Source organism: Bdellovibrio sp. ZAP7, assembly GCF_006874645.1.
Taxonomy (GTDB): Bacteria; Bdellovibrionota; Bdellovibrionia; order Bdellovibrionales; family Bdellovibrionaceae; genus Bdellovibrio.
The window spans coordinates 3476597-3499423 of record NZ_CP030082.1 but is presented as its reverse complement, the minus strand read 5'-3'; the positions used below and the strand labels follow the sequence as shown (position 1 = coordinate 3499423).

At 45.3% G+C, this 22827-nt stretch carries 23 protein-coding genes, 1 tRNA gene and 1 pseudogene; 12 read left to right on the top strand and 13 right to left on the bottom strand.

The features are described 5' to 3' along the window. Positions 1-9: 9 nt before the first annotated feature. A complete protein-coding gene (locus tag DOM22_RS16695) occupies positions 10-393 on the top strand; it encodes a VOC family protein (RefSeq protein WP_142701456.1) in 384 nt (127 codons plus the stop codon). 1 nt (position 394) lies between these two features. On the opposite strand, the gene dtd is transcribed toward DOM22_RS16695, so the two are convergent. Both dtd and DOM22_RS16685 read right to left on the bottom strand, forming a co-directional pair. Beyond that, positions 395-832, bottom strand: a complete 438-nt coding sequence (gene dtd, locus DOM22_RS16690; protein ID WP_142701455.1) for a D-aminoacyl-tRNA deacylase — start codon at positions 830-832, stop codon at positions 395-397. A 58-nt stretch (positions 833-890) separates the two neighbouring features. Then, the gene (locus tag DOM22_RS16685; RefSeq protein WP_142701454.1) at positions 891-2591 is read right to left on the bottom strand and encodes an ATP-binding protein; all 1701 of its coding nucleotides are present in this window, start codon (positions 2589-2591) and stop codon (positions 891-893) included. Positions 2592-2805: 214 nt separating this feature from the next. On the opposite strand from DOM22_RS16685, the gene DOM22_RS16680 reads away from it, so the two are divergent. After that, a complete protein-coding gene (locus tag DOM22_RS16680; protein WP_142701453.1) occupies positions 2806-3195 on the top strand; it encodes a hypothetical protein in 390 nt (129 codons plus the stop codon). 1 nt (position 3196) lies between these two features. Here the strand turns inward: DOM22_RS16680 and DOM22_RS16675 are convergent, their stop codons facing one another. The 3 genes from DOM22_RS16675 to DOM22_RS16665 form a co-directional block, all read right to left on the bottom strand. Continuing rightward, positions 3197-3937: a response regulator transcription factor gene (locus DOM22_RS16675; protein WP_142701452.1), complete on the bottom strand. Its 741-nt coding sequence runs from the start codon at positions 3935-3937 to the stop codon at positions 3197-3199. Positions 3938-4049: 112 nt separating this feature from the next. Next, on the bottom strand, positions 4050-4580 hold the full coding sequence (locus tag DOM22_RS16670; RefSeq protein ID WP_142701451.1) for a hemerythrin domain-containing protein: 531 nt from the start codon (positions 4578-4580) through the stop codon (positions 4050-4052). Between the two features lie 90 nt (positions 4581-4670). Then, entirely contained in the window at positions 4671-5777 is a 1107-nt protein-coding gene (locus DOM22_RS16665; RefSeq protein WP_142701450.1) for a PAS domain S-box protein, read from the bottom strand. A gap of 211 nt (positions 5778-5988) precedes the next feature. On the opposite strand from DOM22_RS16665, the pseudogene DOM22_RS20250 reads away from it, so the two are divergent. Continuing rightward, positions 5989-6162, top strand: a pseudogene (locus DOM22_RS20250) (helix-turn-helix domain-containing protein); the annotation flags it as partial. 109 nt (positions 6163-6271) lie between these two features. Here DOM22_RS20250 and DOM22_RS16655 read toward each other — a convergent pair. Next, complete coding sequence (locus tag DOM22_RS16655; RefSeq protein WP_168196685.1) at positions 6272-7777, bottom strand: sensor histidine kinase KdpD; 1506 nt, start codon at positions 7775-7777, stop codon at positions 6272-6274. A gap of 217 nt (positions 7778-7994) precedes the next feature. Between DOM22_RS16655 and DOM22_RS16650 the strand changes: the two genes are divergently transcribed. From DOM22_RS16650 to DOM22_RS16630, 5 genes are all read left to right on the top strand, one after another. Then, entirely contained in the window at positions 7995-9467 is a 1473-nt protein-coding gene (locus DOM22_RS16650; RefSeq protein ID WP_142701447.1) for a DUF1254 domain-containing protein, read from the top strand. Positions 9468-9697: 230 nt separating this feature from the next. Further along, a complete protein-coding gene (locus DOM22_RS16645; protein ID WP_246845715.1) occupies positions 9698-10378 on the top strand; it encodes a hypothetical protein in 681 nt (226 codons plus the stop codon). Between the two features lie 42 nt (positions 10379-10420). Next, complete coding sequence (locus tag DOM22_RS16640; RefSeq protein ID WP_142701446.1) at positions 10421-11065, top strand: iron-containing redox enzyme family protein; 645 nt, start codon at positions 10421-10423, stop codon at positions 11063-11065. A 71-nt stretch (positions 11066-11136) separates the two neighbouring features. Then, positions 11137-11550, top strand: coding sequence for a hypothetical protein (locus DOM22_RS16635; protein ID WP_142701445.1), 414 nt, complete (start codon positions 11137-11139; stop codon positions 11548-11550). A 60-nt stretch (positions 11551-11610) separates the two neighbouring features. Next, entirely contained in the window at positions 11611-12387 is a 777-nt protein-coding gene (locus tag DOM22_RS16630; protein WP_142701444.1) for an ABC transporter substrate-binding protein, read from the top strand. A gap of 65 nt (positions 12388-12452) precedes the next feature. Here the strand turns inward: DOM22_RS16630 and DOM22_RS16625 are convergent, their stop codons facing one another. After that, complete coding sequence (locus tag DOM22_RS16625) at positions 12453-12935, bottom strand: DUF4423 domain-containing protein (protein ID WP_142701443.1); 483 nt, start codon at positions 12933-12935, stop codon at positions 12453-12455. Positions 12936-13021: 86 nt separating this feature from the next. Then, complete coding sequence (locus DOM22_RS16620) at positions 13022-13555, bottom strand: SAM-dependent methyltransferase (protein WP_246845714.1); 534 nt, start codon at positions 13553-13555, stop codon at positions 13022-13024. A gap of 36 nt (positions 13556-13591) precedes the next feature. Here DOM22_RS16620 and gcvT point away from each other — a divergent pair, with 36 nt between their 5' ends. The 3 genes from gcvT to DOM22_RS16605 all read left to right on the top strand — a co-directional run bounded on the left by gcvT (position 13592) and on the right by DOM22_RS16605 (position 15216). After that, positions 13592-14674, top strand: a complete 1083-nt coding sequence (gcvT, locus tag DOM22_RS16615) for a glycine cleavage system aminomethyltransferase GcvT (RefSeq protein ID WP_142701442.1) — start codon at positions 13592-13594, stop codon at positions 14672-14674. A gap of 11 nt (positions 14675-14685) precedes the next feature. Further along, positions 14686-15075 carry a glycine cleavage system protein GcvH gene (gene gcvH, locus DOM22_RS16610; RefSeq protein ID WP_142701441.1) on the top strand — a complete coding sequence of 130 codons (390 nt, stop codon included), beginning with the start codon at positions 14686-14688 and terminating at the stop codon, positions 15073-15075. A 58-nt stretch (positions 15076-15133) separates the two neighbouring features. Further along, positions 15134-15216 (top strand) — tRNA-Leu (locus DOM22_RS16605). Between the two features lie 317 nt (positions 15217-15533). Here DOM22_RS16605 and DOM22_RS16600 read toward each other — a convergent pair. Further along, a complete protein-coding gene (locus DOM22_RS16600; protein ID WP_142701440.1) occupies positions 15534-16400 on the bottom strand; it encodes a 50S ribosomal protein L11 methyltransferase in 867 nt (288 codons plus the stop codon). Positions 16401-16574: 174 nt separating this feature from the next. Here DOM22_RS16600 and DOM22_RS16595 point away from each other — a divergent pair, with 174 nt between their 5' ends. After that, positions 16575-17102 carry a hypothetical protein gene (locus DOM22_RS16595; RefSeq protein ID WP_142701439.1) on the top strand — a complete coding sequence of 176 codons (528 nt, stop codon included), beginning with the start codon at positions 16575-16577 and terminating at the stop codon, positions 17100-17102. A 42-nt stretch (positions 17103-17144) separates the two neighbouring features. Here DOM22_RS16595 and DOM22_RS16590 read toward each other — a convergent pair whose 3' ends face one another. From DOM22_RS16590 to DOM22_RS16575, 4 genes are all read right to left on the bottom strand, one after another. Next, entirely contained in the window at positions 17145-18161 is a 1017-nt protein-coding gene (locus DOM22_RS16590; protein ID WP_142701438.1) for a small ribosomal subunit Rsm22 family protein, read from the bottom strand. 14 nt (positions 18162-18175) lie between these two features. After that, entirely contained in the window at positions 18176-19147 is a 972-nt protein-coding gene (locus DOM22_RS16585) for a glycosyltransferase family 9 protein (RefSeq protein ID WP_142701437.1), read from the bottom strand. Beyond that, positions 19148-22018, bottom strand: coding sequence for an aminomethyl-transferring glycine dehydrogenase (gcvP, locus tag DOM22_RS16580; RefSeq protein ID WP_142701436.1), 2871 nt, complete (start codon positions 22016-22018; stop codon positions 19148-19150). Positions 22019-22111: 93 nt separating this feature from the next. Next, the gene (locus DOM22_RS16575; RefSeq protein ID WP_142701435.1) at positions 22112-22771 is read right to left on the bottom strand and encodes a hypothetical protein; all 660 of its coding nucleotides are present in this window, start codon (positions 22769-22771) and stop codon (positions 22112-22114) included. Positions 22772-22827: the final 56 nt, after the last annotated feature.

The following is a 22827-nucleotide window of genomic DNA, read 5'->3' as shown; positions in this document are numbered from 1 at the left end:
GGAGGTTTCATGATCGATCATACAGGTGTTGCCGTTAGTGATTTCACCAAGAGCAAAGAGTTTTACAGCAAGGCACTAGCTCCATTGGGCTACAAAATGCTAATGGAACTTTCTGCCGCCGTTACCCAAAGTGCCGATGTCGCGGGATTTGGCGAGCCGCCCAAGGCTGACTTTTGGATTAACAGCGGCACTCCGCAAAAGCCCCACGTGCATGTCGCGTTTCGTGCACAAACTAAAAAACAAGTGGATGAGTTTTATGCCGCTGCTTTAGCTGCCGGTGGAAAAGACAATGGCAAACCAGGGCCACGTCCGCATTATCACGCAAATTACTATGGCGCTTTCGTATTGGATCCCGACGGCCACAATATCGAAGCCGTGTGCCATCACGAATAGATTAGAATTCTAAAATCAAAGTGACGGGGCCATCATTGATCAGATCGATCTTCATATCGGCCCCGAAAACTCCACCTTGAGTGGGAAGCCCGGCAGAACGACTTAGCTCCAAGGCTTTGTTATAGAGGGGCTCCGCAAGTGCTGGAGCTTCAGCCCCAATAAAACTCGGACGATTTCCTTTGGATGCATCCCCTAATAATGTGAATTGCGAAACCAGTAGGTGTTCGCCACCGATATCCTTTAAGGAAAGATTCATCTTGCCCTCGGCATCTGGAAATACGCGAAGAGCGGCAATTTTAGTGATTAGCTTTTGCAATTGAGCTTCGGTGTCGCCCTTAGCAACACCCAGCAAAGTCAGAAAACCGGGACCGATAGATGAAATTTTATTTCCGTCGACCGTGACGGAGGCGGAAAGAACTCTTTGAACAACGGCTTTCATGTTAAATACCTTTTCGTGTTATCGAAAGTAATCAAAACGAAAGCCGATGTCAAAATGACTAGTGGGCTACGCGGTGGGATCCTGCTTCTAGTGTATTGATTAAACGCACCGATGAAAAAGGTTTTCCAAAGAATTCATCGAATCCCGCGGAAAGGGCTTTATCGTGGTTGTCCTTGTCGTTGAAAGCAGTCACAGCGATCGCAGGAATTTCTTTTCCCATGGGGGTTTCTCCGGCACGAACTTTTTGAACCAGAGAAAAACCATCTTCGAGTGGCATGCTTAAATCACTCACCAAGGCATCAAAGTGAAATAGGCGAGAGATGCGGATGGCTTCATCCACGGAGCTCGCTGTTTCGACTTCAGCACCTGATTTACGTAAAACTGCTTCGACCAGCTGGAGACAGTCCGGGTCATCATCCACTGCGAGGACATGAATCCCTTGAAGAGGTTTTTGAGGATTTGCTTTAGCGTGCTCGCGCGAATCTTCATCAGAATGCTCGTTTTGTTCGATTAAAGGAATAACTACTTCGGCAGTAGTGCCCTTTCCTTCACCTTCGCTGATAATATTGATTTGTCCGTTGTGTTTTTCGACCAGATATTTACTGATGGATAGTCCTAAACCTAAACCTCCATGTTTGCGGGTTGTTGTGCTATCTGCCTGGAAAAATCTTGTGAAAAGGTGTGATTGGCTTTCTTGCGAAAGACCCACGCCGTGATCTATGACTTGGATGACGGCGCCGGGACCACGTTTATCTACAGAGACTAGAATTTCGCCACCGTCATTAGAGAATTTAATGGCATTGATTAATAGATTAGTTAGCACTTGCTGCAAGCGGAAGGAATCGCCAAGCACGAGAGCCTTTTGAACCTTTGCAGCGAAATGAAGCTCAATTTTTTTCTTACGGGCTTCGGTGGCAACCAAAGCCATAGTTTGTTTGGCGACTTCAACCAGATCGACTTCACCTTTATCCATGCTTAAACGACCCGTTATAATTCGTGAAGAGTCCAAAAGATCTTCGACAATATGGGCTTGTGTTCTGGCGTTACGGTCGATGACTTCAAGTCCTCGGCGTATATCTTCCGGTGTGGCAGAAGGATCTTTCATAATTTCAGTCCAACCCAGGATTGAATTAAGCGGTGTTCTTAGTTCATGAGACACCGTCATCAAGAATAGATCTTTGGCTTCGTTTACTTTTTGTAGTTCTGCGACTTTTGCCGAAAGAGAATTAAATAAATTCACATTTTCCATCGCAACCGAAACTGAGTCGGCAAGAGCCTGGATGAGATCCAGCTCTTGATCGGTGCATTTATGGTGTTCGGCCCAATAAATTCCGATGGCACCAATAGGATCCTCGCGACGAATTGGAATCATTGCGAGACTCTTAACGAAAGTTGGCTTGTAAACTTCTAAAGGAATGCGGGCATCTTGATAAATGTCTTCGATGATGACAGCTTTTTTATTCATCATAGCCCAGCCGCTGATACAGGATTGCATTGGAAAACGTTGACCTTTCCAAAGGGCACTGATGGCATCCTCGTCCGCATAAAAGCAGAAATCATTTTCTTTTAACACGAAAGTGGCACCGTCAGATTGTGCAATTTCTCGGGCAGCGGATCTGACGAGAGTCATGATCGTTTGGAGGTCTCGAGTCGCAGACAGTAATTGAATGACGCTGACCAAACGATCAACTCTTTTAGCATAGCTATTAAAGCCATTTGTACCGCTGGTGCTAATGTTGCCGCGCACAGTTTCTGTCATAACTCCTCCGATGAAAATCAAACGTAGTTTACTAAACAAATGTTTGAATGTTCCTCTTACAAAGAGATAAGTGACACGACATATTATAGCAGTTCCTGGTCTCACCGCAGAACTGTTTAATTATTTAACATTCGAGTAATACATACAGGTTTGACTTGGTACGTGGAGTTAGTCTGGGTCCTGTGTTAAAGGTTGGTTTTAACGGGAGTAGGATATGAAATTTCTAGCGTTAACCTTGGTGACTTTAATGACTTCAGCATCGTTTGCGAAAATCTCTTCCACAGAGATCGATCAGCTTTGTCTGGATCTTTTGATCAAAGAATCCCATCACATTCAAGCAATAGGTGATACTCATGAGGGCGAGCTTTTAAGTGATATTTTACGTCCTGCTAGCCAACGCGACAAGTATCCGTCGACAGTAATCGAGAATACTTGTATCAAGGTTTCCTATGACGGCATTTACGAATGCAAACTGTTTATCATAGGCACGGTTAACGGTGTTCCAATGGGTGAAACCTATATGGAATATGCTGCTTGGGTTGGTGCTGACCAAAAGCCAACATCTATTCTTAATAAGTTCATCGAGATTTCTCGCGGTCACTAGTTCAAGGCCACAAGGAGCTCAGCGCATGTTGAGACTCCTGCGGGCGCAGGTTGCTAACATCATTAGATCCATCCGAATCGGGTCTAAACACATAACCCACGCCTCTGACCGTAAAAAGCTTGCGATCGCCTTCTGAATTTTCAATCTTACTTCGAAGCCTGCAAACTAAGACATCAATAACATTTGTTTTCGGAGTGATATCCATCGCCCAGACGGCGCGCATGATCGTATTTTTATTTATAATCTTATGAGGGTGAGACATAAATAAATCCAAAAGCTTATATTCCAGGAATTGCAAGTGAGCTCGAACGCCGTTGACATAGACATCGCGTTTAATTCGGCATAGTTTTAAATTTTTAAATTCCAATATATGCTGGGGCGGAATTGTATGGCGCAGAAGACCGCGGATACGCATTTGCAATTCAAGGATCGAGAAAGGCTTGCTGAGATAATCATCGGCTCCCATACCGAGGCCATTAATTCTGTCCTCGATAGAATTTTGACCACTTACGATAATAATTGGAATTTGGCTTTCTTGCAGGCGGACGGTCTTTAAAAAGCTTATTCCATCACCCTCCTGCAGGGAGACGTCCAGAATAATAAGATCGTAACAGTTCGCTTTGAGCTTACAAATTGCCTGAGAAGCGCTGGATTCTACATCGCATTCCGCACCAAGATCCCTCATTGCATGAGAAATAATTCTTGAGATCTCCAGGTCGTCTTCGAGTATAAGAAACTTCATATGACTGCTTTCAATGTTTGTTTATTTGTTTGTGGAGCTTATCATTTTAGTTTCCGATGTCTCTTTAAACTTACTTCAATAATTTCGATCAAATTTGGTATAATAGAAATCTTTAAGTGAGAGCTTCAAACATCGATCTAACATCGCGGTAAAATCGCGGTGGGACGTCGACCAGAAAAGGCCAAAAGTCGGTTTTGACGGATTTCTGTTCGTGTAACTTTTTTTGCATTTTCTTAAAGAGGAGTGCCAGTTGTTTGCCTTCTTCAGGAGTGAAGTGACTTTTGCCGGCTAGAAAAACATAGGACTCTTCTTCTCCAAAATGATTTTCAATGACCGCTTGAAGTTCTCGGGTTGCTGTTTCCCAGGCGGTCTCTTCGTCGATTTTTTTTAAATTCTCCAACTGAATAAGAAATACACCATGATCCAGGTGGCGGGTTGAAGTCACAGGACACATGGGATTAGCCACTCTAAGGGGAGTATAGAAAGTCACTTCTTCCAATTGATGATGAACTGCTAAAAGATGCTTGATGAAATCGATAAAGATTTCGCGGGTGATGAAATCATAATGCGGAACCTCGCAGAGCTTGTGAAGCCAGTTTCGAATAAGTTTGTGTTCGGTGACGAGCGCTGAAAGTATTTCCATGTGCAACAGACTAGAGGGAATGTTTATCGAAGTCTCGGTCAAGCGTGTGGCTTGCAGAGATAAAACCTATTTATACTAAATCTGCTTTAGTCACGGCATGGGTTGTAAAACAGTTTTTGCCAATGGGATGTCTTTGGGATCCACGAATTGGTTAACAACACATCGGTAACGCATTTTATCTTGGGCGTCGTAAATGGCGATCGCTGTAGAACGAATGAATAAAGGTTTGCCCTCGCGAGTGCGAATTTCCGTCACCACCTCGCCCCACCCGTGAGCTTCAAGTCGACTAGCAAACTGAGCGGGATTGAACTCCAGACTGCGCGGCATCAGGGTCGATGTCGGGGCATGCACTAACTCCTCTACGGTGTAGCCAATTTGACTGGCAAAATACTTATTCACCATCAGAAAAGAATTTTTTGAGGCGTCAGTCACATGCGCACTTATTTGTGCGTTTTCATATTGTTTAAACCAGTCGGTGCATTTTGCTAAAAGTTCTGAGTCATCACCATTCGTGTGAAGGAGTTCCAGTTCTGCTGGCGAAAATTTTCTAACGGTGGCATCAACCGGATGAACATGAACGAGATAATACAAAGGCTTGCCGCGTTCATCATCAATAGTCAGAACATCGATTTCTACAGGAAACAATTTTCCATCAAGAAAGGACGGACAGGCTTTCAAGCGTTTTCCTTTTACCAGATAGTCTTTGGCGGAGGAGCGCAGAATTTTTTGAGGGTCGCCTTTGACCATGCTCACAAAAAATTGATTTAATAAAAGGAACTTTCCATTTCTGGCGTTGGCAACAAAGACACCATGTTTGCTCGCAGAATATTGTGAAATCCAAAGCGAGCATTGTTCCCAAGGTGCGACGGCATCTGACCAGTCTTCAATAAGTTTTAAAAATTGATCGCCTTCTCCGCTGGGATCGGAAATTTCCACCACGGATTCTTTGACGAATAATACGCGTCCGCTTTTACTCTTGCGCCAGCTATAGCGTATGCCGCCGTCGCTGATGGTTTCGGTTTTATCCCAGAATAAATCTCGTTCCGAGCGTTTACCCATTTCGCTTTCGGAATATCCTAACATTTTTTCAGCGGGCTTATTCCACACGTGAATATTGCCCGCATGATCGCTCAAATAAGCGGCGACCTCATGGTCTTCATAGACACGGTTGATGAGATAACTGTCAGTTTTTGACATATCTTTTCTCTGTTAGAAGTTAACTTCATTAAACACCCGGCTATAAGAGTAAACACGTTTTAAAATTGCAAAAAACTTCTCTCTACTAAAAGTGCTTTCCATCATTGTTGGTTTAAATAGTCCATCTTCTTTGGATTAGTTTCATGACAAGTGTTAGGTAACACGCCTTAGATATTTGAGGGGGCGAACGAGAACGTTTATCCTTCTAAGCATGTCACTATCTGATTTTATTCGCAAAAAAAGAATGGGAGCATTTCTAACCCAACGAGAGGCCGCGAGACTCTTGGGGTATAGTCGTTCCCAATTCTTGTCCAATCTGGAACGCGGTAACCGCAAGCCCCCATTGGAAGTTTTAAAACGTATGTGTGAGATTTATAGTATTCCGGAAGAAGAGATGAAGTCGGAATATATTAAGCAGATTACTGAAGACGCTAAAGAGAGCGTAAATCAAAAATGGGATGAGAAAGACTCCCATCCCAAAAAAGCTAAATAAATTATTGCCACTCAGGGGCATGATTGCCCTTGATCATGACATTGGTCTTTTTCATCGAAGCGCCTACAGGGCGACGACGAGGGAGAGAGAATGTCACAGTTGTTCCACGGCCAGGCTGGCTTTGAATTTGAACGGTGCCACCGTGTGCTTCAACGATAGTTTTTACGATCGCCAGGCCAATGCCAGCGCCTTTTTCAGCAGTCTTCTTGGCTTGCCAGAAGTTTTCAAAAATTGTCGGCAATTGGCTGGAAGGAATTCCTGGGCCATTGTCGATCACAGACACATTTACAAACTTTTGGTCGCTACGAACTTTCACAACCACTTTCTCACCTTTAGGGCTGAACTTAACTGCATTGCCAATCAAGTTAGAAAGAACACGCAAGACACGTTCGTTATCATAGAAAGCCAAAACGGGAGGGTTGACACTATCGATCTGCAAGCGAACGTCGTGTTGTTTCGCCATCGGTTGCATCAGCATGCGAGCGTTGTCCAGGACGTTATCGATAGAGAGTTGATCCATTCTAAGAGTCAGGCCATCCATCTCCATATTTTTTTGGTCGCGGATGTCTTTGATCAATCCTTCGATCGTCGTCACAGTGCTTTTTACTAGTTCGCCACTTTCAACAATATTCAATCCTTGAGGAGTGGTCGCCATGCGATCTGCTGTTGAGGCAATCATGTTCAGGGAATCTTGAAGATCATGAGAAATTGCGAACAAAGTCTCGTCACGGTCTTGAACGGCTTTCTTGGCTTGTTCGTAGAGACGTTTTTGCTGCGCCAATTGGAACGCCTGTTTTCTGGAAAGACGGATCACCAGATACGCCATTCCCAGGAAAATAGCTGCCAAAGATCCCGTCAACCAAGTCATCCCGAAAGGAATTTGAGTTTCAGCCTGAGTTGCCGCTTCTTTGATTTCCGCTTGAGCTTTGTCGATTTCGATTTGATGCAAATGCACGATATCATCAAAAGCGTCATTCAGTTGTGAGCGCAAAGGATTCGTACGAGCCTGATAAAATTGCCCAACGATTTTTGATTCCGTTTTCTTATCACGATGCTCAACGGCTTGGTCAAAAAACTCCTGACCTTTTGTTTCAATATCCTTAATGCGTTTAACGATTTCGGGAACACCAGGCAGATTGTGCTCTTTTTCAAAAACTGCCAAAGAGTCTAATAGAGATTCTTTTTCTTTCTTTTGTTTTTCGTAAAGGGATTGGGATCCCAAAAGGAAATAGGCACGGCCATTATCCAATTGTGATGACGCGAGATTGCGTAGACGTTCGACCTCAATCAAAGCTGAGGGGTCAGCATGTGTCGTGCCGCTGTTTGAGGCCACGCCCTGGCGAACTCGCATGGCATATCCCCATGCTCCAACCAAGACCGCAACAAAAACCGCTGACAGGACTAGCAATGCCTTTTTCTCGAATGTCGACTTGTTTTTAACGGGCGACATTTCCTGTTTTTCGTTCTCTTCCAATAAGACTTCAGTGTTGTTTGTATTTGTACTCATACAAATTGAATAGCAACTCAAGGCTGGTTTAACAACCCTGAACATTAGAAAAAGGTAACAAGTCTAGTCGAAAATCCGTGCTCCACTAACGTGTGTGAATTTCGTTTGAAGATTCCTTCAAACGCGCTCCCACTGCATTTGTGCAGGTGATTCGCAATTTGCTCGTGAAGACTCATTTTCACTCTAAAATATACAAACAAATGAAAATGGAGTCGTTATGAAAAAGAACCTGCTGTTTTTCGGTAGCCTTGTTTTCTGCTCCCTTACGTGTTTTGCAAAATTGGAAAAATCGGAAATATTAAGAACTGGGTTTCCCAGCGACAAGTTGGTGAAGTCAGCCCAGGACGATCAGGATTATCAGCGCGCACTAACGGCCTATCGCTTTTGGTACCCCACGGTTTCTGCTGAAAGCATTTTTAACGGCAATCGCGAAATAGGCGTCGGCGATCAAAATATTTCAGTGGTGGCGGCCCAGCCTTATCACATAGGTTTCACTTTAAATTCGGATACTCCTTATGGTGGTGGAGTTCTGGATTTGAAAAATGGCCCGATGGTTATCGATGTTCCCCCGGGCATGTACATTGGCTTGGTGAATGATCACAATCAAAAATGGATTCTGGATTTTGGTTTACCAGGCCCCAATGCGGGTAAGGGTGGTAAGCATTTGATCCTGCCGCCGAATTATAGTGGAGATATTCCCAAAGGCTACCAGATCGGGCGTTCAGCGACATATAAAAATTTGGTAGCGATTCGAGCATTGCCAACGGACGGCGATATGAATAAGGCGATTCAGGCTTTATCCAATATTAAAATTTATCCTCTGAGCAATCCCAAGCAGCTGGTGAAGATGGTGAATACCACGGCTAAAAAAATGGATTCAACTCCGTTGCGTGTAGAAGACAACATTCAATATTGGCAGACTTTGCATAAAGTTATTTCTGAAGAACCGACCAATCCTGAGTACACCGGCATGTACGGATTGTTGGAAAGTTTGGGCTTGGAGCGCGGCAAGACCTTTAATCCCGACAGTCGCATGAAAGGTATTTTGGAACGCGCCGCCCGTGACGGTAAGGCACAAATGATCGTCGCGGCATTTGCCGATCGTCGCGCTGAGCGCATCGCCTGGAAAGATAGAAAATGGGAGTGGGTGGGATATGTTTCGACGAACGGAAATTTTGCGACACCTGATGGTGTCGACATACAGGCAAGAGATCGTTGGTTTGCACAAGCCATCGTGACTTCGCCAGCGATGTTTGCGCGAGTGGCAGGGGCGGGTTCGCTTTATTGGATGGGGCTGCGTGATTCCAAAGGTGCCTTTTTGGACGGTGGAAAGTCATATAAGCTAACAGTCCCTTATCCTGTGCCCAACAGACTTTTTTGGTCGGTGACAGTCTACGACGCAAAAACTCGCAGTCAGGTTCAAACTTCACAAAACAAAGCGGCTTTGCGTTCCTTGGTTGAATTAAGTGATATCTCTGAGGGAACAAAAGAAGTGAATTTGTATTTCGGTCCTAAAGCACCTGCAGGCAAAGAAAGATATTGGATTCAAACCACTCCAGGTAAAGGTTGGTTTGCCTATTTTAGAATTTACGGACCAACTGCTCCTGCATTTGATGGAACCTGGAGGCCCGGAGACTTTGAGTCGACAACGTTTTCCTCGTCGTCAGAAAGAATCGGCTTAAATCAATAACTAAGTCTTGTTTATGTCGAGGTGTTAATAAAAGCGGGTGTTGGGCCCGCTTTTTTTATTTTCAATTCGTCTCGCTCTGAAATGTTGTCAATAATTCTTTGCCGTATCGGACCCAGAAAGTTGGAGTGAATACTCTGTTAATCTTGAAATAGCACGTTCGAAAATTGTACTAAAAAATCAGTCTTCAAGTTCGCCTCTACAACATCCGAAAAATTCTCGCGGAGGACTTTATGGGGCGTATTCAGTATCATTTATTTAATCCAAGATCACTTTCCGCCGACACCATCAAATTAAGTAACGACGTCTACGAACTGTGGAAGACAGTTTATAAAGACGTGCTTGGTAAGGTCGGCGAGCCATTGAATCCAGATGATTTCCATCGCTGTGATGTGATCGTCGCGTTGACCGATGACGGCAAAGTGTTTGGGTTTCACTTGTATAGTTCATTTGATCTGCGCTCAAACGCGCTTTTGGACCATCACTATATGAAAGCCTTTGACGATATCATCATCGCGAAATTCAAAGCACTGGGCATCAATAGTATGATGAGCATGGAATATTTGACTGTGTCTCCGGAATATCGCTCGCGCAGTTCCGAAGTGAACTGGGCAGAAATTATCATCGCCCTCGGAAGTCGTGTGATGGAAGCAGGTCCATGGGATTGCCTGGTAGGCACCGCTCGCCGTGACCTGAATGTACGCCGCAAAGCTGCGAAAAGTGGAACGAACTACTTCGGTAGCGTTATGAAAATGAACTATGAGTGTGAGATTTTAATGACCAAGCATGGAGAGGTTCAGCCTTTGGCAGAGCCTAAGTTAGCATCCCTGGTGGATACGTTGTGGGCTGAAAAGATGAATCACACGAATCTGTTGGATGAAAATCGAGTCATTCCACTTAGAAAAGTCGCTTAATTTTTATTTTTTATCAAAGTCACACTAAGAAAAGAGAACAAGATGCAAAACAAGAACGTAAACGAAGAATTAAAAGAGCTTTTGAAATACTCTAAACAACAAATCGAAAGCTTTCCGTGGGAAGACAAGCAAGCGTATTCAGCTTGGGTTTCTCAGACTTATTATTTTGCTCGTCACACCACGCGCTTGTTGGCCCTGGCGGGGGCACGCACAGAATTTTCTGCGCCAGATTTCCACAATCGCTTCCTGGCTCACAGTGGTGAGGAGAAAGGTCATGATAAATTATTGGTAAATGACCTGAAAACTTTGGGTAGCAAGATGGAAGAGTGGCCAGAGATGCCAGGCACCTGCGCACTTTATCAAACGCAGTACTATTATATCGAGCATGAATCTCCAATGGCATTCTTTGGATACATTCTGGGGCTTGAAGCCCTGGCTGCATATTTCGGTGATCATATCAACGCTCGCGTGGAAAAAGCGTGGGGGCCCAAAGCGGCTCACTTTGTGCGCGTGCATGCGGAAGAAGACGTAGGCCACACAGATGAGGCTTTGACCAAGATCGCAAGCCTGCCGCCGCATCATCAGACAACGGTGATCCAAAACCTTAAGCAGACTCTGAGCTATTACGAGCAAATGCTGAACGAATGTAAAGGCATGGCAAAAGTTCGAGTGAATAAAGCTGCATAGTTGTATCACTTAGAGACAGTCTCAAAGCGGTCCGTTGAGGGCCGCTTTTTTTTAGCCGATAAGCAAATGTCATGAGTAAAGATCCGTCGCAGTACAAGTTTAACCTTGAGCGAGAACTCGCTCAGTTGAAGGTCTTTCGTGCCTATATCCTGAATTCCATATTCTGGGGCGCGATTGCGTTTTCGATGTACTCATTGTTTAATTTCGGTTCTTTAGTGATGGATAGTGGTTCCACGTTTCATCAAGATTTCGCAAGTTCTTCTGACGAACGTAAAACCTATATGGCCTGTGTGATGATCATGCGAACCATTGATCCTTCGGCGACTGAATTCAGCACCTGCGAACCATACAACAATATGGACAAGATTAAAAAAGGCGCTGTGGCCACAGCTGAACCTATCGACGGGGAGTGTCCTCCCAACTATCGTTTGAGTACTAACTTCGGCATGCCTGTTTGTAAGGCTGAACGCCAGGCCGTCAAATAACAACTTCTGTATTTTGATGGCAATGTTCCCGAGAAATCCAAACATCGCTATGATGGCAACATGAAGTTGTTGGTCGCTTTATTTTCATTACTGCTAATGGGAGCCTCTGCTGGTCGCGATGATGATCGTCTGACCTTTGTAGGTTACAACATGCCACCCTTTTACATGCGACCCGATGCCACGGGGATTTCTGGTGCCGTTCATGAAATCATCCAAGCACTTTGTGAAAGAGAAAAACTTTCCTGCCGCTTTACAATTCTTACTTTTGCGGAAGCTATGCAGAATATTTCGGACGGAAAAATGGAGATGGGTGGTCCTGTTGCAAAAACTGCGGAGCGGGAAAAGCATTACTATTTTTCCGCACCTCTTTTTCACACCAAGCTGGCTTTTTTTGGACTTGAAAAAAATGTGAAAAAGATAAAGTCGCTCAGTGATCTAAAAGGGAAAAAAATCGGCGTGACTAAAAACTCCATCACCTTTGAAAGCCTCACGGAACTGAATGAGGATCTAAAAAGGAAAGTGAACATTCTGCCACAGAAGGATCCCCTGGTGACCGTTAAGATGGCGGAGCTGGGAACTTATCATTTGGCGTATTTGAATGAAGACTACGGGAAATATTGGATCAAACGTTATCGCAGTAAACTCCAAGAAGTTCCGGAGTTAAAAAAAGAATTGGATTATTATATCGTTTTCTCGCGTAAATCCCTGACCGATGCACAGTTCACGGCGATTGATGCGCAACTTAAAAAAATGATCGAAGAGAAAGTCGTCGAGAAGATCGCGCAGAAGTATGGCCTTCAATCAATCGAATGGCCCGCTGTTGAAAGACCTGATTAGGAAAATAAAAAACCGAATGCTTATGAAGCATTCGGTTTTTATGATTCTAAAATCAATATGCAAGATTAGTCGTTTAGACCGAAGCCAGAAACTGGGAACATTGAAACAGAGATCTGATAAGTCTTACCCTGTTGGCTAGCGCCCGCATCCAACCATTGCGCAAGGTCTTTGCGGAATGATTTGATTTTTTCTTTCGCTTCTTCAAGACGAGCTTCATCAACTGTGATTGTGATAGTTGATTGTTCGCGATCTTCACTTGGCATCTTTTCTAAAAGACGCTCGAGTTTGCGTTTCATCTTTTTCTCGCGGCTTACTTCTGCGAATTGCTGAAGCTGCTCGCCGGGCAAATTCAAACGCTCACCAAACATACGGATCGTTCTCATCGTTACCGTGCGTTTGCCGTTAAGAATTTTTGACAAGAATGATGAATCAACTTCCAAGTGTCTTGCGAAAGCCCGCAAAGAGTAACGTGGATAATTTTGACTGCGACGAGCTAACTCGTCCTCAAGGAATTGGCGAAAATCTGAGTTTTTAATTTGTTCTTGCATGGCGACAGTTAGTATTTGCAGGGGACCGAATAATCAATTCTTTGTTCACAGTCTTACAGACATTTAATAGAGCCAAAGTGATCGCGTCAAATTTTGCAAATTTTATCGAATATCAATAGCTTACGAAGTCGTCCGTTTTCCGGAACATTACAGAATTTGGTGAATTTATATGCAGTTTTGAAAGGTAAAAACTCATCCAAAAAGACGTTCAATTTGTCTTCGTAGTTGTGTGTGCTGATGATGTAGCGACTGATAAACCCCGAATTTTTCTCGTGAATTCCGCGCATGATGTCAGTGATCGTATGTGTCCCCACGCCGATGATCACAACAGTCCCTGAAACTTGGTGCGTCAAACTTTCTCCACTTTGCGACCAAAAGAACGCGCGTTGATGTTGTTCGTACTTTTGGTGCTTTTGTTCGAAGCGCGTTTTCAATTTTTCAATAATATGAGGGACCTGATCGACGAAATGAACTTCGGGAAAGCGTCCACTGCGATAGGCACTCAGTCCCAGATAACCGTGGTCACAACAAAAGTCCCAGACAGGCTCGTCAGGAATCAAATGGTCATAGGCCGCTTGCATGCGATCGGAAAGTTTAAACATCGTTCCATGTCGTAGCATATTGCCTCTTTGAGGGCTACGGCGTAGACTGCCCGCATGAAAAAAACTCCGTTAGCTGATACACACGTTTCTTTGGGTGCCCGCATGGTGGATTTCGCCGGCTGGTACATGCCTGTTCAATATGTAGGTCTTCGTGAAGAGCATGATAATGTTCGTAAGAACGTGGGCTTGTTCGATGTTTCTCATATGGGAGAAATCCGTGTGAAAGGGCCTAAAGCTCTAGAGACTTTGGAGTGGTTGACGACGAATGACGTGGCTCGCTTGAACGATGGTGAAGCTCAATACTCTCTTCTGCCAAATGACCAAGGTGGTTTGGTTGACGATATCATCGTGTACTGCCTGACTAAAAATTCTGATTACCTGGTGTGCGTGAACGCTTCTAACAAAGACAAAGACTTTGCTTGGATGACGAAGCATAACAAGGGCTCTGACATGACGGATGAGTCTGATAAATGGGGTCAGATCGCAATCCAAGGACCAAAAGCTTTGGAGCTTTGTGATCGCGTTTTTGGATTCAAAGTCAGCGAAATGAAACCTTTCACAGTTAAATCCGGCAAGTTCCAAAACCATAACATCATGGTGGCAACAACTGGTTATACGGGCGAGAAGGGTTGCGAGGTATTCGTAGACGCAGCCGGAACTCCAGCTCTTTGGAATGAGCTTTTGGCTCAGGGGAAAGATTTAGGAGTGGCTCCAATTGGTTTGGGCGCGCGCGACACTCTTCGCACTGAAATGAAATATTCTTTGTACGGTCACGAGATCGATGACACGACGAATCCTTACGAGGCGGGGCTTGGTTGGGTAATTAAACCAGCAAAAAAAGACTTTATGAACAAGGCGCAAATCGTTGGGGTCAAAGAGGCCGGATTGAAGAGGAATCTTGTGGGATTTAAGATGCTTGAGAAGGGCATCCCTCGCCAAGGTTACTCCCTGTTTTCTTTTGACAATAAAGAGATCGGAAAGGTAACTAGTGGTACTCACTCACCAAGCCTGGATGAACCAATTGGCATCGCATTTATCGATGTAGCTTATGCCAAAGAGGGGACTGAGTTCCTTCTAGATATCCGTGGTCGTAAAGTGAAAGCGGTTGTTGTTAAAACACCATTTATTTCGAAATAAGGAGCACTCAGATGCCATTTCATATTCCTGAAGACTATTACTACACTAAAGAACACGAATGGGCTCAAGTTGACGAGAACATCGTAACTGTTGGTATCACTGAGTTCGCACAAGATTCCTTGGGCGAGATCGTTTACGTGGAGCTTCCAGAAGAAGGTCAAAAAATCACTCAAGGCCAAACTTTCGGCGTTGTTGAGTCCGTAAAAGCCGTTTCTGACCTTTACGCGCCAGTTTCTGGCACTGTAATCGAAGTAAACGCGTCTTTGGGCGACGATCCATCTGTTTTGAACGACGATCCAGTGAACGAAGGCTGGTTGGTTCGTATCGAAATGGATACTGAAAAGGAGCTCGCAAACTTGATGCGCGCCCCTGATTACAAAAAATTGATCGCAGAGAAATAATTTTTATTGATTTAGCGACAACAGTTCGCTAAATCTTTGTTTCCGCTAAAACGGTGTTGCCCCGCTGGTGAAATTGGCAGACACGCTAGACTTAGGATCTAGTGCGCAAGCGTGGGGGTTCAAGTCCCTCGCGGGGCACCAATCTCTTCTTCTCCGAAGGAGAATAATCAAAGCTGACTTAATAGGTCGGCTTTTTTTATTTCTGGGTCGATTGGTACCGCCGCTTCGGGACTGTCGGTCGGCGGACCGCCTTCGCGGTCCTTCTTCCTCCATGCTCCACACTAAAACAGTCCCCCGGACTGTTTTAGCGCGGGCACAACCTCTTGGGGCTTTTCCGTCTTCGTTCTTTGGGGACCTCGCTCTTGCAGAGCTCGACTTGCTTGTTGCCTTTGGCAACTCGCTGCTTGGCTTCCGCCTTTGGCGGGTTCGCTTGGCTGGCTCCTTCGGAGCATCACACTTTAAATTACTAGCAACTTCATTTCTTGTTCGTTTAGGCAGAAGTGTAGGTGATCTGTTTTTGGATTTGTTTTGTAGAAAAATTGGGTGGACCAGTGGCGGTTTTCGGCTAGTAGGCCGAAGGGAGCTGCTTGCATTTCGGTTTGGCCGTCGTAGATTTTGTAGGTTACTTCGATGGCGTCTATGCCGATCAGAGCTTCGTTTTTTTCTTGGTGGTCGAAGGAGTTTTTTACCAGGGATTCCATTGAGGTTTTTGGTAGGAAATAGGTTTTGTTGGGGAAGCCTGGATTGTTGTTGTTTCTTAGGGCGGGGTGCACTTGTCCTAACAACTGAGTCATTTCTGTTAGTTCAATTCCGGCGAATTTTAGTTCTTGTCTTAGGGCGTGGCCTTGGACTGTTTGGTACGTCAGTTGGATGCCTTCGGGGACGTAGATGGCTTCGGGTTTCATGAAGCGTTTGGCGTCTCTAAGTGAGTGGATTACGTCTTCCGCAAACGGGTCTGAGGCGAATAGTTCGTGGAGGACCATGTCTACTTTGGGAATCGCATCCGTAGGAATGTTTGTAGAGAATCCTTGGATGAGTGTGATTCTGTCTTGCATGCCCATGCGATTGATCAGAAGTTCTGCGGCTTTGGCCAACAATGGGTTGGCTTCGCAGCAGTAGACTTTCTTGGCTCCGTGACGGATTGCCAGCACCGACATCAGGCCGCTGCCGGCTCCGATCTCCAACACTACTTTATCTTTGCAGTTATTCTTGATGATCGTTTCATAAAAATGATTTCTTTCATGATCAATCAACATGTCGTAGTGCCAGGCGTGGACCGGGCTTAATGGAGGCTGGGCTTTTGGAGAATTCTCTTTTTCGCTCATTGGTTTACCTTAAACCTGAGGTGGCTCTGAGGCAAGTAAGTCATATGGCATTAGAGATATGCTGACGACGTATCCAAGTTTTAGAAGATTGCCTTCTAATTGTTGTAATATACAGCGCTGTGGGTTTTTTATAAAACGAATGTGCTTAAGCGTACTTTCTTTTTAGGAGTTATTATGAAAAACGTATTTAAAAGTCTTTTAGCCGTTTATTTGTTCGTTGGATCTGTTGCGCAAGCTGGTGAGCTTAACGGACCGGCTCTTCGCGATGAATTAACGAAAGTTCTGGGGCCTGCTGCAATCCAAAAAGTTTTGAAAGACTCGAAGGACTACAGCTCTCCAATCGGTAAATTGATTGTTAAGAACGATATTGAAGACGGTCGTAATCACAATGGGAATATTAATCTTCCTCTTTCGCCAAAAGATATTCAAATCACCTTGATCGACGGAGAAGATCAATTCGGTTTTTATTGCGACGAACGGGAGTGCAGCAATGGCAAGCATGGAGTTTTCTTGGTCGCAATAGCATCTCAAATGGGCGTTCATAAAGCAGTCTCATTCGATACGGTTAAATTCTTGGTTCGAGTTGAATTAACAAACGCATTCCCGAAAACTGAAGACGGCTGGGATGAATCTAAAGGCAAAACGACAATCGAAGCGACTTTCATGAAGGAAGTTAAAATCGACATTTACAGCGCTGAATAGCTGGCTAGTAAGAAAGGCTCCTTCCGGGAGCCTCTCTCTTATTTAAAGAACTATAATTTCCTGTTGAACACGGAGTTCATTCGACACTTTTTGAAGGCCTTCAGGGATTTCGATTAAAGCACCGCGGGGGATTTCTTGTTGGATTTTAAACTTGTGCATCCATGCCAGGAACTCGCGATCTGAACCGCGGCAGATCATCTGGCGGTCTTTGCCTTTTTCTTTTAAGGTGTCGCCCACCACGCGGGCTGCAGCGATAGCTTCAGGCTTGGTTTTTCTCATCAGGAGATAGCTTGTTGTCAAAGTGCGGTTCTTCATCGGAAGTTGTTCTTCCATGTTCAAGAACCATTTCGGCGCATCGAAATGAATACGGTCGTGGCACCAGTCTGTTTTTGATTGAGTCAGCAAAGGACAAGGTCCTTCGTGTGTGCACGGGGCCCACACGTGAAAGCCTTTTTCTAATAGCTTCGCACGCAGCTCCATCAATTTGCGGCCATCTTGCTGAGTGGATGGCTCGGCAATCATCAAGGCTTCGCATTCATAAGCCCATGCCGGCAAATCGCTGAGTTCCGTTAAAGAGTACGAGAATAATGCCAGAGACTTCTTTGGATTCTTGATCTGCGATGAACCAATAGTGCGAATCCACTCTTGAGATTTAAAGAATGGGAAATATTTTTCAATCAGGCGTTGGGGTTCTGTCGCGCGCTCGATCAATGTGTATTTCAAATTCTGGGTCTCAGAAAGACTTAAGGACGCTGTGGCTAAACCCGCTCCAAAGTCATAGACATCTTCCAGGTCTTGAAAGAAGCCACGTTTTTCGCCCTCACCAATCACCGCACGCAATCGGACCGCATTCAAAGGCAAGTAATAGCAAAGATAGGCCACCTGCGCCCAGGATTCATGCCACGGAGTTTGGCCCTCGGGTTGGGTGATAAAGAAGTCAGACAAGGCTAAAACGCATTTCGCCAGTTCCTTGGAATCACTCAAGGAGAGTTTGTAGTCGACCAGTGCTTTCGCAATAGCCTCTTCAAAATTTGCGGGAACGGTGAAATGTCTTTGCATGGATGCTCGGGATTCTACAGAGTATTCAGGGCTTTTAGCAAATCTTCGACCTGGATTTCTTCCATAGCGTGGTCGTAAGGGGGATTTTCGTTCTTAGACACGAAAATTTTTACATTTTCACCGCGGGCGGCCCAGCGACGGGGATGTTGCACGCGGATCGGGGAGTAAAGGCCTAAAACTGGTGCTCCCAGGGATGCTGCCATGTGAGCGACCCCCGTGCTTGGAACCACGACGGCTTTTGCATTTTTTAGAATCGCAAATAGTCCCGCCGGCTTTAGCTGATTCTGCAAATTGATCACTTGGGAGTCGTTTTTAAAACGAGCTTTGATTTCAGTTAAGAATGGTTCATCTGCGGGGGTTCCCGTCAGAGCAACTTTTGCAAAGGGAGTGATCTGTTCAATCAAAGAGATATAGCGAGCTGTCGGCCAGTTCAGAGCGGATCCCGCCATTCCAGGATGAACCACAACATAATTTTTCTCGGTGAGCGAATGCTTAGCCAATAGCTCTGGATTCTTCGCCGCCACCAATTTCAATACTGGAGCGGGCTCTTTGGATTTTTCATCCAAAGCAAAGCGCAACAGGTCCATGTTGTAGTCAGCTTCATGTTGAACTGCTTTGCTTCGGCGTTGACGTAAACCTTTATTCAAAAACAAAAAGCTGTGCCACTGAGATTGAACTCCGGCACGCACCTTTACACCTTCTGCCCATAATGCAAAAGCGACCCACCACGGGGCTTGAAAACTTACCGCCACATCGGGTTTATATTCGCGAATAAAAGCACGTAAAGATTTAAGGGATGTTTTCCAGTCGTCTTTGGAAAGCTCGATGTAAGAGCGTTTTGGATCGGCGTTGTCTGGTACAAAACCTAAGCCTTTGGCAATAACCCATTTCACTTCTTTATCCGACATGAACTGCGCCTGATCCACACACATTGTGGAGATCAGGTCGCCGATTTTATCAAGGCGGATAAGAAGGACTTTTTGCATCTAGCGATATTCTTCGATCGAAGGGCAAGAACAGATCAAGTTACGGTCGCCGTAGGCGTTGTCTACGCGTCCTACAACGGGCCAGAACTTGTTCGTACGCAACCACTCAACTGGGTAAACCGCTTCTTCGCGAGAGTACGGATGATTCCATTCAGGTTTCATCATCATCTGCGCTGTGTGCGGAGAGTTTTTAAGTGCATTGTTTTCTTTGTCCATTTTGCCAGACTCAACCGCAGCAATTTCGCCACGGATCGCAAGCATCGCATCGATGAAACGATCCACTTCTTGTTTTGGTTCAGATTCAGTTGGCTCGATCATCAATGTGCCCGCAACTGGGAATGACATTGTTGGAGCATGGAAGCCATAATCGATCAGGCGTTTTGCAACGTCAGTAACATCGATACCAGAAGTTTTCTTGATATCGCGAACGTCGATAATACATTCATGGGCCACATATCCAGATTTACCTTTGTAAAGAACTGGGTACGCTTTTTCCAATTTCTTAGCGATATAATTCGCTGACAAGATCGACACCAAAGTAGCCTTACGCAGACCTTCGGCGCCCATCATAGTGATGTAAGCCCAAGAGATCGGAAGGATCGAAGCTGAACCCCAAGGAGCAGACGTCGTTGAAGTGATGCCATTTGCAGGGCCCGCTTCAGGAATAAGTGAATGCTTCGGCAAGAATTCTTTCAAGTGGGCGCCGACACCGATCGGACCGACACCAGGACCGCCACCACCGTGAGGGATCGCGAATGTTTTGTGCAAGTTCATGTGAGAAACGTCAGCACCGAAAGTACCCGGGCGGCACATACCAACCAAGGCATTCATGTTCGCGCCGTCCATGTACACTTGGCCGCCGTTTGCGTGAACGATATCGCAGATTTCTTTGATACCTTCTTCGTAAACACCGTGAGTGGATGGATAGGTAATCATCAACGCAGACAAGTTGTCTTTGTGTTGTTCGGCTTTCGCTTTTAGATCAGAAATTTCAACGTTACCCAAGTCATCGCAGTTCACAACAACCACTTGCATTCCAGCCAAAGCTGCAGAGGCCGGGTTTGTTCCGTGCGCTGAAGAAGGGATCAAGCAGATGTTTCTGTGACCTTGACCACGGGACTGGTGATATTTACGAATAACCAATAGACCCGCATATTCACCTTGAGAACCTGCATTCGGTTGCAAGCTTACAGCTGCAAAGCCCGTAATATCGCAAAGTTTCGCCTCAAGATCTTTGATCATTTCAATCAAACCAGAAGTTTGAGAAACCGGAGCAAACGGGTGAAGTTTGCTGATCTCTGGCCATGAAACTGGAACCAATTCCGTCGTTGCATTCAATTTCATCGTGCAAGAACCCAATGGAATCATTGAGTGAGTCAAAGTGATGTCTTTGTTTTGCAAGTGGTGGATGTAACGAAGAAGTTCCGTCTCGCTGTGGTGAGAGTTGAACACTGGGTTTGTCATGAACGCAGATTTACGAGCCAATGCAGCTGGGATTTCCAGTTTCAAAGTATCGTCGATAGAATGACAATCGAAGGCCGCTTTGTTGCCACCGTTGAAGGCCATCCAGACCGTTTCAACGTCAGTCAAAGTCACCGTCTCATTCAAAGAGATGCCCAAAGTCTTGTCGTTGATTTTGCGGAAGTTCATGCCAAGTTTTTCTGCCTCAGCCAAAATTCCTGCAGCGTTGTCAGAGATCACAGTGATCGTATCAAAGAACGCACCTTTCGAAACATTGTAGCCAAGTTTAGAAAGACCATCCGCCATGATTGCTGTCAGGCGATTCACGCGTTGAGCGATTTTTTTAAGACCTTGTGGTCCGTGGTAAACCGCGTACATCGAAGCCATGTTCGCCAAAAGAACTTGAGCTGTACAAATGTTGGACGTCGCTTTTTCACGACGGATATGTTGCTCACGAGTTTGCAAAGCCAAGCGCAAAGCTTGTTTGCCTTGAGAATCCACAGACACACCAACCAGGCGACCTGGCATCATACGTTTATAGGAATCTTTAGTCGCCAGGAAAGCCGCGTGAGGACCGCCGTAACCCAATGGTACACCGAAACGTTGCGAGTTACCCACAACGATATCAGCCCCCCACTCGCCCGGAGGAGTGAGTAAAGTCATTGCCAACAAATCAACGGAAGCGACAACGTGTGCGCCTTGCGCCTGATATTTTTTTGCAAGATCTGCGTAGTTTTCAACCGCACCTTCGGTGTCTGGGTATTGGAAGAATACGCCGAACGCTGGTTTTGCGAAATCGTAAGTCGCTGGATTCGTCACGATCATCTCAAGTCCCAAGGGCTCTGCGCGAGTGCCAAGAACTTCGATTACATGCGGATGCATTTTATCTGAAACGACAAAGGCCGTTGCTTTTGTTTTGCAAAGAGCGTGAGCCATGAACATCGCTTCCGCAGCCGCTGTTCCTTCATCAAGAAGGGACGAGTTGGAAATTTCCATTCCCGTTAAATCAGCGACCATCGTTTGGAAGTTCAAAAGTGCTTCCAAGCGACCTTGTGCGATCTCTGCCTGGTAAGGAGTATAGGCTGTGTACCACACTGGATTTTCAAAGATGTTTCTTTGAATGATCGTTGGCGTGATGGAGTCGTGGAAGCCCAAACCGATGTAGGACTTCATGACTTTGTTTTTAGAAACCATCGCTTTCAAATGATTCAACAAACCGAATTCGGAAATACCGGGGCCTACACCGTCGAATTTATGATCCGTGCGGATTTGAGAAGGAATAATTTTGTTAGCCAATTCATCTAAAGACGCAAAACCCAACTCTTTCAACATCGCTTGGATGTCGGAGTCGCTTGGTCCAATGTGGCGGGGAATAAATTCATTTCTTGGAGACAAATCTTCGATTTTCATAAGCACCTCAATGCGCACAAGGAGCCTAGCATATCGGAGAAAACGATTAAAGCTTTGTAGAGGAAGCGACTCAGCTAATGCAAGGCAATATGACTACTTTATCACAGGTCTGAATTCAGCCTCGCACTCGGCCATGATTTTTTTTGAATTCCCGCCCATTTGGCAGGCTTTGATCCAAGCACGGGCTTGGTTTTGGCGCTCAGAATCGGCCATAAACGCATCCATACGGCTTTGGAGTGTGGGAAGATTTGTTAACAGAACGGTTTCGATCTGCAAGGCTAGCAAAATCTTGTTTTTCGGGGCCAGGGATTCTTTATTTAGAACATCCTTCAGAATTTCGCGAACAGACGCAGGAACTGCTCGGGAAACCGAGTTCATCTGCCATATTTTAAAGCGGAACATAGGGTCCTGAAAGGCCTTGGACCCGGTAGCGTTATAAAACTCGGTCAGATAGGGGGTGCGCTCGTTTAAAAGCGTTTCCTGACTGATCGAACTCGGATTGCACAGGGTTTTGCAGAATGGAGGCATTGTCTTATTTTGCAGCATTTTTTCCAGACCCGCGAAAGAATCCAGTTCCGCCACATAGCTTTCGCCAATCTTCATCACCTCATGAAGGTTGTGGTTGTTGTCGCTTTCGTCATGGATATGGTTCAGCACGTAATAGGTGACTCCACCTATCGCAAGAAAAAGAGTTGTGATGCTGATAACTGCGAAAAGCAGAAGATGCTTCGCGATGATTTTAAAAACCTTCATTCAGGTCTAATCATCGCAATTTATAGAAGGGTTTTCAATGAATCGAGCGTCAGGAC